Genomic DNA, 10,729 nt, shown 5'->3' with positions numbered 1-10,729 from the left:
TTTAATTGGAAATTTTGACCAAAACAATTTTCAAGATTTATAATTTGTTCTAAAAGTTATGAAAAAAAAGAAAATCTAAATAATATAATAATAAAAATATAGGATAGAGCAGGATTAAAAAAAGATATATCCTCTATAAAATTTTTGATGATGGTATTTACTGTATGTTTCTTCTAAAAGACAAGAATACAAAGGAAAAGAGAAAATTCTGAAAAAGGAAGAAATCCAATTTCTTTGTGGTATAAACTACTTATTAAAAGAAAAGAGCTCTTATTTAATGAATTATGAAAAAAGAAATCTATAATATTATTTTTAGTAAAAAATGGAAAAAGAATAAAAAAATACTAAACGCCTAATTAATGACTTAGAATATGAACTAGATTCCAAGTTAGGGATAACAAAAGAAGAGTATGAATCTATAAATAACTTATTAAAAATTATGGCAATAAAAAATATTTAAATATAACTGAGGAAAACTTACTTAATATAAACTCTTCGCTTTTACAAAGTAAAGAGTTTAAAGTATTAAAAGGTATAATTGATATTTTTTTAGAAAATACAAGTGAAAATGATAAAATCACTTTTGTATGGTTTTATGGGAGTTTCCCAAATTTAGTGTAAATTAACTTCTTGGCTATCAAATTTTAAATATCCAAATAGGCTATTTTAGATTAGGTACTTCAAGGTACTTCTTGCTAAGATAGCTTTTTTTATTTCAAATATTTTTAATCTTATTTTGTTCAATTAATTGTTTAACAAGTGGATTTAGTTCTGAATTTCTTCTGGATATAAAAATCTTCTTAGTTATTAATTTAATTATACAAATTAATAGCTAAGAAGGTAAAATATATATTTAATTTTCACAATTTATACTAAATTTGAGAAACTCCTCATTTTTTATCAATTTTTTCTATTTTATAACATTTAAATTACCTGATTTTAAATCAATTACGAAATTTGTATCTGGATAATCATTGATAAATTTATTTAAAATACTAAATAAAGTTTTCACTCTACTAACTACTTCATTTTCCTCAATTTTGTTATTTAAAGATAACTCATATATTGCTGTATATCCTTTTAGACGTTCATCAGAAACGTCATTTAATGCTAAATTTCCGGCATTTCTAAAACGATATAAATCTGTAATTAAATCAGTTCCATTCCATTTTTCTAAATTTATTAATGTAACACCATTTTTCTCTAAAATTTCTTTTGCGTTTTTTTCATTCCCTACTGCTAAAAGATTAAATATATCTTTTCCTGACATTGGAATAATATTTATTTTTATATCTTCTGGCCAATCTTTTGGTAAAAATCTAAGTCTTACTAATTCTTGAATATGCCAATTTGCAAACTCTTTATAACTTTTGGATTTTAAGATATCTTTATTCCAAATATTTTTTGCACCTGATTTTTTCAATTGAACATACTCTTTTTCATAGTGCTCAAATAGTTCATTAAATCTTGGGACTTCATCTATTCTAACCGTTTCAATTGTAGCCTCTCCTTTTTTATTATTTATCGACAGTAATTTATATGCTGGAACATAAGCAGCTATAGAAGGAACTTGAACATTAACTAAAAAATTACCGTTTTCATTCTTTTTAACGCCAGTGTCATTGAAGTGCATATGCCCACCAAAGTGTAATTTTATTCCTGCATCAGCAAAAGTTTTAGCTACTTCATCTGTTGGAACTCTTCTTAGTTCAAACTTGCCTTTTCCAAATATAGATTCAACCTCTTCTGAAGATCCATTGTAAAAATCTATCATCGGATAGTGACTAAATGTAACTAAAGTTTTCCCTTTCTCCTCAGCTTCTTTAGCAACTTTTTTAACCCAATTTATAAGGTGTTTTTTATGTGTTAGAACTTTATTATATCCAGCGTTTGAAGCTGGTGTAAACTCTTTTCCATCTTCAGTTGGTACATAGACATTTGAATCTATTGCAAGTAACCATAATCCTTTTGTAGGTTCTACTAAATAACTTCCATCAATTATTTCAAACTTTTTATTTCCTAACTTATCTCCAGACCCCTCATAAGAAATTGAATATTTCCTATTTCTAGAAGAACTCGCTTCCAAACCTTTTTTAAAAGTATATTGATTATAACTATATTTTGAGAATGGAGTTTCCCAATATAAATCTTCTTTTTCTGGAACTAAACCAAAACTATTTATCTGTTTTATTATATCCTCATATCCTTGTTCTTTAACAATCTCTGAGAATATAATAGGATTTACTCCATCTTTTTCCTTTATTTTTGAACCTTTACTGAAAATTGCTTGCTCTTTTCCATTAGTTCCAAGATAATTTATCTTTCCATTATTAATTGTCATCGGCATAACAGGGTCATGATTTCCAAATGTGATATAAAACTTTAAACCATATTTGTTGGCATAGTCATCCATAATTTTTTTTAATCCTTCAATATGAACTTCTTGTCCATCATCACTAAAGTCACCTGGAAGAACAATATATTTTATATCTTTTTTTACAAGATCATCTAAAACAGCTATAAATGCAAAATAATTTTCATTAAATAATCTTGTTGAATTCATTTGAGAATCCATTGTTCTTATAGTTGCGTATTTTCCTGTTTTCTCGCTTTTTAAACCTTCAAAATCACCTTTAAAATCTCCGTATACATCATGAAAGTGTACATCTGATATAAATGCAATCTGTTGTTCCTCAGCACTTATTATTGTCGTGCCCATCAATGCTAATAATCCTATTAAACTTTTCTTTATACTAAACATAATTCTCCCTTTTCCCATATTTTTATTATCTTTGTCTTAATTATATAACATTCAAGTTAAAATTATCTTTATTTAGAGTAAAAAATACGTTAAAATTATAAGATTATTTTATAGAAAGGAATCATTATATTAGCATAGTTTACGAACTTATTTAATAAGAATAATTTCGTTCTTAATTAAATAAATCTTTTATGTTGGATATTTTCTATAAAATTATATGCTGCACCAATTAAGTTTGAATCATTTTCAAAAAAAGCTTTTTTAATAAGAGGAATCTCTACTTTATCATCTAAAGAATTATAAAAATTATTTAAGTGATTTGTTAAATTTTCAAAAAATATTGGATTAGAACTTATTCCGCCACTAATAATAAAGACATCACTATCAAAAGCACATTGTAAATTATATATTCCTTTTGATAAATTAAGATAATATTTTTTAAGAAGAGTTTCTAATTCTGGATATTCAATCAAAGATAGGTTAAAAAGTTTAATACCATCTAAATCATTTATTTTTGTTATTTTTTTAGCTTGTTCAACTAAAGATATAGTTGAACAAAGAGAACTCCAAGTTTTATTTTCTTCTAAAAGCATATAACCAAATTCACCACTTTGAAAAGTTTTCCCATTAATGAGCTGCTCATTTTGTATAACAGCTCCACCTATTCCTGAACCCAAAACAACAGATATAACATTTTTTAAATTTTTACCACTTCCTAACCAAAATTCAGCTAAAGCTGAGCAATTTCCATCATTTTCAATTTCTACAGGAAGCTGAAAAGTTTCTTCAAAAACTTTTTTTATTTCAAAGTTATGAATATAAGGAATTGCGCTAATTCCTTTTATAATTCCAGAAGAAGAATTTACAGCTCCTGGAGAACTAATGGAAACACCTTGAGGATTAAATTTCTTTAATAAATTAAAAATTTCAAACATTTTATTTAAAAGAGTTTCAAAAGAATCTTTTGGAGTTTGGAAACTTCCTTTAAAAAGAATTTCTCCTAGAGTAGTAATAACACCATATTTAATACTAGAACCTCCTAAATCAAAAACAATAATATTTTTCATAATTCCTCCTTAAATTTATGCAAACGTTTACGAAAAGTGATATAAAAAAATTCTCATTAAGAGAATATTTTTTTTGTTGATTTTCTTTCTATTAATTTTGGCTTAAAAACAAGATTAACAGAGCTTTCTTTATTTTCAATCATAGAAAATAATGTTTCTACAGCTTTTATTCCCATAGTTTGGAAGTCTTGATAAACTGTAGTTAAAGATGGAGATAAAAAAGCTCCTATTTCAAAACCATCATATCCAACTAAAGATATGTCATCAGGAATTCTAAGACCTTTTTCTTCTATTGCTTTCATAGCTCCAATAGCCATTGAATCACTAGAAGCAATAATTGCTGTTGGAATTTTATCATTATTTAAAAGTTCTTGAGTAGCTTTATATCCGCTTTTTAATCTAAAGTTTCCCTCTTTTACAAAACTATCTTTATAAAGATTTAAAGAAGTCATTCTTTTGTAAAAAGCATTAAACCTATCCTTAGAACACTCAATAAAATTAGGTCCTTTAATAAAAGCAATATCTTGATGTCCTAATTCAAAAAGATGATCAAGTATTAAATTTACGCCATATTCGTTATCAGATCCGATATAAGATATATTTTTTCCAGAAACTCTTTTTTCTAAAATTACTGTGGGAACATCTATATTTCTTAGTAACTCAGTATTTTCATCTGTATCTTCTAATCCAATAAAAATAGCTCCTTCAACTTGTCTTTCAGAACATATATCAATATATTTTTTTTTATCTTTTAAGTCACTATCAACAGAAAAGATTATAAGATCGTAATTTTTATCTTTAATTTTATCTAGAATAATCTCAACGTATTTGAATCCTGTATTTTCTTCATTATTAATATGTTCTCTAGAGAGAAAAAAAACTCCTATAGTATTACTTTTTTTGTTGACCAATCTAGCGGCAATGGAATTTTTCTTATAACCAATCTCCTTAGCTACAGCATTTACTTTTTCTTTTAAACTTTGACTGATATCATGTTTATCATTTAAAGCTCGAGAAACTGTAGAAGGAGCTATATTTAATCTTTTTGCAATTTCCTTTATACTTGGTTTCATATTCGTCCTCCTATGAATAAAGTTATAATATGAAATACTCTCAATGTCAAGTTAAAACTTAATATCGCATTATTTTAGAACGTAAAAAACTATAAATAAATAATTTGTATTGACTTTTAAAAATAAATATAGTAATATCCAATTACGTAAACGTTTACGTAAAAATAGAAAAATTTTGGGAGGTTTTTTAATTGAATATTTTCAAAGAGTTATTCTTGTCAACTTTTATTCTAGGATCAGTAGTTACTTTAGGAGCAACTGGAGAGTTTGTACAGAGAAAAGATAAAGATTTTGTTTTAAATGGAAAAGAATTTAAATTTGTAGGAACGAATAATTATTATTTACACTATAAAAATAATCAAGCTATTGACGATGTATTTAAACAAGCTAACGATATGGGAATTAAAGTTATTAGAATGTGGGGCTTTGGAGATGGAGAAAAAACTAAAATACAAAATAATTTTTCTATTCAACCTACTATGGGAGATTATCAAACTAGAAATGGTGAAGTAGATGGATTAGAAAGAATGGACTATAGTATAGCTCAAGCTAAAAAATATGGTATAAAAGTAATTCCAGTATTAACTAATTATTGGGAAGATTTTGGTGGAATGGAAGAATATAAAAAATGGAATAATTTAGAAAGGAAAGAAGATTTTTATATTAATGAAAAAGCAAAAGAAGCTTATAAAAATTATGTTTCAATGCTTTTGAATAGAAAAAATCAATATACAGGAATAAAATATAAAAATGATCCAACTATATTTGCTTGGGAATTGGCAAATGAACCTAGAAATCCTGAAGATAAAACTGGAAAGCAGGTTACTAAATGGGCAGAAGAAATGAGTATCTATATAAAAAATATTGATAAAAATCATATGGTTAGTGTAGGAGATGAAGGATTTTTATTTGGAAAAGATGAAGGGTATAAAAAAGAAGGAAATTGGGCTTATGATGGTTCTCAGGGAATTAACTGGGAAGAGTTAATACAAATTCCAACAATAGATTTTGGAACTATTCACTTATATCCAGAGCATTGGGGAATATCAAAAGAAAATTATAAAGAATGGGGTGAAAAATATATATTAGATCATAGTAAAATAGCTAATAAATATAATAAGCCCTTTATTTTAGAAGAGTATGGAATAGGAGATAAGTCAAATTTAGATAGAGCTAAAATATATGAAGAATGGAATAAGGTATTTTTCGAAAATGGTGGAGACGGAGCGATGTTTTGGATTTTAACAGGAATTGATCCTGAGCATGCTTCTGGTATTTATGAGAATTATGATGGTTTTAGAGTTATGAATGATGGGACAGATGTTCCTGAAAAATTGAAAGAGATTGCAAATAAATTAAATAAAAAATAAAGAGGTGTAAATAATGATAAAAATTTTATTAGCATGTAGTGCTGGAATGTCAACAAGTTTAATGGTAAATAAAATGAAGAAGGTAGCAACAGAAAATGGATTAGAAGTTGAAATATCTGCAGTTCCAGAATCTCAAGCACAAGAGTATTTTGAAGATTTAAATATTTTACTTTTAGGGCCTCAAGTTAGACATTTAGAGGATAAAATGAGAGAGTTATCTCAAAATAAATTTCCAGTAATGACAATAGATACACAGAAGTATGGAATGATGGATGGATTAGGTGTATTAAAAGATGCAATAAGAACAATGAAAGCTTTTAAAAAATAAGGAGAGAAAATAATGGATATAGAAGTAATAGCTATGCAATTAGTTGGAAATGCAGGAGAAGGAAGAAGTTTAGCATTTGAAGCTTTAGCTCATGCTAAAAAGAATGAATTCGATTTGGCTCAAGAAAAATTAAAAAAATCAAAGGAAAGTTTATTAAGAGCTCATTCTCTTCAAACAGATCTTATCTGCAAGGAAGCAGATGGAGAAAAGACAGAGATAGGCCTTTTAATGGTACACGCTCAAGATCATCTTATGACAGCCATGTTGGCAAAAGATTTAATAACAGAGATGATAGAGCTTTATAAAAAATAAAAAATATCACGGGGAGAGTAATTAAAGATGAAAAAAAAGACATTAGCATTTTTATTTTCTATTTTATGTGTAACAACTTTAAAAGCTGAAGAAACTTCAAACTGGCATGGATATTTTGGAATGGGAGGAGAAGTCGAACAAGGAAAAACAAGTTCTCCTGATAATAATGGAGGATTTGGAAAAATTGGAATAACTCTTGCTGAATTTTCTTTATGGAATACAAAATACCAAGGTTATTCTATTTGGGGAAAAATTGTAAATATGTCTATGACAAATGAAGATTTAAAAACAAATGGATCAAATGGTTATTTAGTTGAAGTTTGGCCAACATATAAAAAAGCTATTAATAATAAAAGTAATGCTTGGATAGCAATTCCATTTAAAAGTGAACAGTACTCTAAAGGTGACGAAGGAGAAACATATGCAGGATACAACTCATTTGGAATAGCTCCGGGAATAGATTATAACTTTACAGATTCTTTATCAACATGGGCAAAAGTATATTATAAATACGATGTTCAAACTTCTCACTCAAATGGTGTAGACGATAATTTTCTGGAATCAGAAATTAATTTTTCATATAAGTTAAGTGAAAATTTAAAGTTTAATGCTGGATATTTATATAAAGTATGGGAAGAAAAAGACTTAAGGCATATAAATGCAAAAAAGAAAAATATGGACGAAAATGTCGGGAAATTTAGTTTAAATATAGGAATACCTAAATATGAGTTAACATTAACACCTTTTTTAGAAGTTGGAGGATATTATGACGAGTTTTATGATTTAGAAACTCAATATTTAGGTAAATATAATGAAAGAGACTCATACAAATTTGGATTTTATTTAGATAAAAAAATAAATGAATCTTGGAAAGTAATGGGAGAGCTTTCTTTGAAAAAACAAAAGGTAGATTCTACAAGTGAGACTTTTAATAGAGATATATATTTTGGAAAAGTTATTGTAGCATATACTTTTTAAAATGGAGGATGAATTATGAGTTTATTTAAAAATATAATGGGAACTTTTGAAAAAATAATGATGCCTTTAGCTAGTAAGTTGGGAGCTAATAGATATTTAAATGTGATTAGAGATGCATTTATGCTATCCTTTCCATTGACAATATTTGGTTCAATGTTTGTAGTTTTAGCAAATTTACCTTTTTTAGATAAGATATTTAGTCAAGAAAGTTTGAATACTTTTAGAAGTGCTATAAATCCAGCTATGGAGGGAACACTGTTTATAGCAACACTATTTGTAGTTATTGGTTTAGGGTATCATTTATCAAAATCTTATGGAGTGGATGCTCTATTTGGGGCAGCTTTAGCTTTATCAGCATTTTTAATTTTAACACCATTTACTTTAGAGCATGGAAGTGGTCCAATAACTGGAGTTATACCTTTAGAAAGATTAGGGGCAAAAGGAATGTTTGTTGGAATGTTCACAGGTATATTTGCAACTGAGATATATAGAAAAATTATCCAAAAAGGATGGATTATAAAGATGCCTGAGGGTGTTCCACCTGCAGTTAGTAAGTCTTTTTCAGCTTTAATTCCAGTATTTGTAACTCTTACAGTTTTTGTTTTAATAAGAGTTGGATTTACAATGACATCTTTTGGAAATATTCATGATTTTATCTATACAGTTGTTCAAAAGCCTTTAGTAGCTTTAGGAAGTGGAGTTGTAACAACTTTAATAGCTATTCTTTTTATTCAAGTTCTATGGTTCTTTGGATTACATGGACAAATCATAGTAAATAGTGTTTTAGATCCAATTTGGAATACACTTTCTCTTGAAAATTTAGAAGCTTTTCAAAAAGGGATGGAGTTACCACATATAATTACAAAACAATTTATTGAGACATTTACTGTAGGAATTGGTGGAACTGGAATGACCTTAGGAGTTGTACTTTGTCTTTTAATGTTTACAAGGAGTAAGCAATTAAAAGAAGTTGGAAAGTTATCAGGTCCAGCGGGAATGTTTAATGTAAACGAACCATTAATCTTTGGATTACCTATAGTTATGAATCCAATAATTTTAATACCGTGGATATTATCTCCGATTATAGTTGTAGCTTTTAGTTATTTTGTAATGAGAGTTGGGCTAGTTCCACCACCAACTGGAGTAGCTGTTCCATGGACGGTGCCAATCTTTTTTAGTGGAATTTTAGCAACAAATTCTGTTTTAGGAGGAGTATTACAACTTGTAAATTTATGTATAGTAACAGCAATTTGGTTTCCATTTATAAAAGTTCTAGATAAACAATACTGTTTAAATGAAAATAATCATAGTGATGATTTAGAGATGGATTTAAAAGCAGAATTTGATAATTTATAATTAGGAGGAATAAATATGTATAAATTTCCAGATGGATTTTTCTGGGGAGCTGCAACATCAGGAGTGCAGAGTGAAGGGAGTACTAATCAAATCAATCAATCAATATGGAATTATTGGTTTGAGAAAGATTCTAAACGATTTAGCGAAGGAATTGGACCAGATATAGTTTGTGATACATATAATAGATTCAAAGAAGATGTATCTTTAATGAAGGAAATAAATTTTAATTCTTTTAGGACTTCCATTCAGTGGGCAAGATTAATAAAAAATTTTGAAACTGGAGAAGTTTGTGATGATGCAGTTAGATTTTATAATGAGTACATAGATGAGCTTTTAAAAAATAAAATTGAACCAATAATAAATTTATATCATTTTGATATGCCAATTGAATTACAAGAAAAATTTGGCGGATTTGAAAGTAAAAAAGTTATAGATTTATTCGTACTATTTGCTCAAAAAGCTTTTGAATTATTTGGAGATAGAGTGAAGTATTGGACAACGTTTAATGAACCAATAGTTCCAGTAGAAGGTGGCTATTTATATGATTTTCATTATCCTAATAAAAAAGATCCTAAGTTAGCAACTCAAGTAGCTTATAATATTATATTAGCCCACGCTAAAGTTATTAATTTATATAAAACTATGAATTTTTCCGGAAAAATAGGGGTAATATTAAATCTTACACCATCTTATGCAAGAAGTAATAGTGGAGACGATTTAAAAGCAGCATATATGGCAGATTTATTTTTCAATAGAAGTTTTCTAGATCCTATGTTAAATGGATATTTTCCCCAAGATTTATGTGAAATTTTAAAAAAACATCATTTAACTCCTGAAATAAATAAAATAGAACTAGAAGAAATAAAGAAATCTAAAGTTGATTTTCTAGGTGTAAATTATTATGTTCCAAGAAGAGTAAAAGCTAAAGAGAAAAAAGATGAAAAATTTAACAATCCAGAATATTATTTTGATTATTACATTAATCCAGATGGAAGATTTAATCCGTATAGAGATAATAATGAAATATATCCAATTGCTTTATATGATATAGCTAAAAATATTCAAGAAAATTATGGAAATATCCCATGGTATTTAGCAGAAATTGGAATAGCTATGGATTTAAAATCCGAAGGTGATATTAAAGAGAATGGTTTAATCGACGATACTTTTAGAACTAATTTGATGAAAGAGCATTTTATACAACTTCATAAAGCGATTGAAGAAGGAAGTAATTGCTTTGGAGTACATCAATGGACATTTATAGATTGTTGGTCATGGTTAAATTCTTTTAAAAGAAGATATGGTTTTTATAGATTAGATTTAGAAACAGGAGAAAGAATAAAGAAAAAGCATGGAGAATGGTTTGCAGAGTTAGCAAAGAATAATTATTTTAATTAAAAAAATAGACTGAGTAAAAAGTAAAAAACTTTTGAAAGGTCTTTTTATTTAAAGTTGGAGGATTTTATGAAACTAGGAGCTATTGA

9 protein-coding genes are annotated in these 10,729 nt (G+C 27.2%); 6 read left to right on the top strand and 3 right to left on the bottom strand.

Translation table 11 applies throughout. The features are described 5' to 3' along the window. Positions 1–910: 910 nt before the first annotated feature. The 3 genes from HMPREF0202_RS03230 to HMPREF0202_RS03220 all read right to left on the bottom strand — a co-directional run bounded on the left by HMPREF0202_RS03230 (position 911) and on the right by HMPREF0202_RS03220 (position 4,901). Complete coding sequence (locus HMPREF0202_RS03230; protein ID WP_211231154.1) at positions 911–2,761, bottom strand: metallophosphoesterase; 1,851 nt, start codon at positions 2,759–2,761, stop codon at positions 911–913. 176 nt (positions 2,762–2,937) lie between these two features. Beyond that, on the bottom strand, positions 2,938–3,828 hold the full coding sequence (locus HMPREF0202_RS03225; RefSeq protein WP_023051951.1) for an ROK family protein: 891 nt from the start codon (positions 3,826–3,828) through the stop codon (positions 2,938–2,940). Positions 3,829–3,884: 56 nt separating this feature from the next. After that, positions 3,885–4,901 (bottom strand): LacI family DNA-binding transcriptional regulator, encoded by a 1,017-nt coding sequence (locus HMPREF0202_RS03220; protein WP_023051950.1) that lies wholly within the window; start codon positions 4,899–4,901, stop codon positions 3,885–3,887. Between the two features lie 191 nt (positions 4,902–5,092). Here HMPREF0202_RS03220 and HMPREF0202_RS03215 point away from each other — a divergent pair, with 191 nt between their 5' ends. The 6 genes from HMPREF0202_RS03215 to HMPREF0202_RS03190 are packed head-to-tail and all read left to right on the top strand — an operon-like array spanning position 5,093 to position 10,643. Continuing rightward, positions 5,093–6,271 (top strand): glycoside hydrolase 5 family protein, encoded by a 1,179-nt coding sequence (locus tag HMPREF0202_RS03215; RefSeq protein ID WP_051364120.1) that lies wholly within the window; start codon positions 5,093–5,095, stop codon positions 6,269–6,271. A gap of 13 nt (positions 6,272–6,284) precedes the next feature. Next, complete coding sequence (locus tag HMPREF0202_RS03210; protein WP_023051948.1) at positions 6,285–6,599, top strand: PTS sugar transporter subunit IIB; 315 nt, start codon at positions 6,285–6,287, stop codon at positions 6,597–6,599. A 12-nt stretch (positions 6,600–6,611) separates the two neighbouring features. Next, positions 6,612–6,911 (top strand): PTS sugar transporter subunit IIA, encoded by a 300-nt coding sequence (locus tag HMPREF0202_RS03205; protein ID WP_023051947.1) that lies wholly within the window; start codon positions 6,612–6,614, stop codon positions 6,909–6,911. Positions 6,912–6,938: 27 nt separating this feature from the next. Continuing rightward, on the top strand, positions 6,939–7,889 hold the full coding sequence (locus HMPREF0202_RS03200; protein WP_023051946.1) for an OmpG family monomeric porin: 951 nt from the start codon (positions 6,939–6,941) through the stop codon (positions 7,887–7,889). Positions 7,890–7,904: 15 nt separating this feature from the next. Beyond that, positions 7,905–9,245 carry a PTS cellobiose transporter subunit IIC gene (celB, locus tag HMPREF0202_RS03195; protein WP_023051945.1) on the top strand — a complete coding sequence of 447 codons (1,341 nt, stop codon included), beginning with the start codon at positions 7,905–7,907 and terminating at the stop codon, positions 9,243–9,245. A gap of 15 nt (positions 9,246–9,260) precedes the next feature. Further along, positions 9,261–10,643, top strand: coding sequence for a glycoside hydrolase family 1 protein (locus tag HMPREF0202_RS03190; protein ID WP_023051944.1), 1,383 nt, complete (start codon positions 9,261–9,263; stop codon positions 10,641–10,643). Positions 10,644–10,729 lie beyond the last annotated feature (86 nt).

The organism is Cetobacterium somerae ATCC BAA-474 (genome assembly GCF_000479045.1).
Classification (GTDB): Bacteria; Fusobacteriota; Fusobacteriia; order Fusobacteriales; family Fusobacteriaceae; genus Cetobacterium_A; species Cetobacterium_A somerae.
This window is presented reverse-complemented; position numbering and strand designations above follow the sequence as displayed.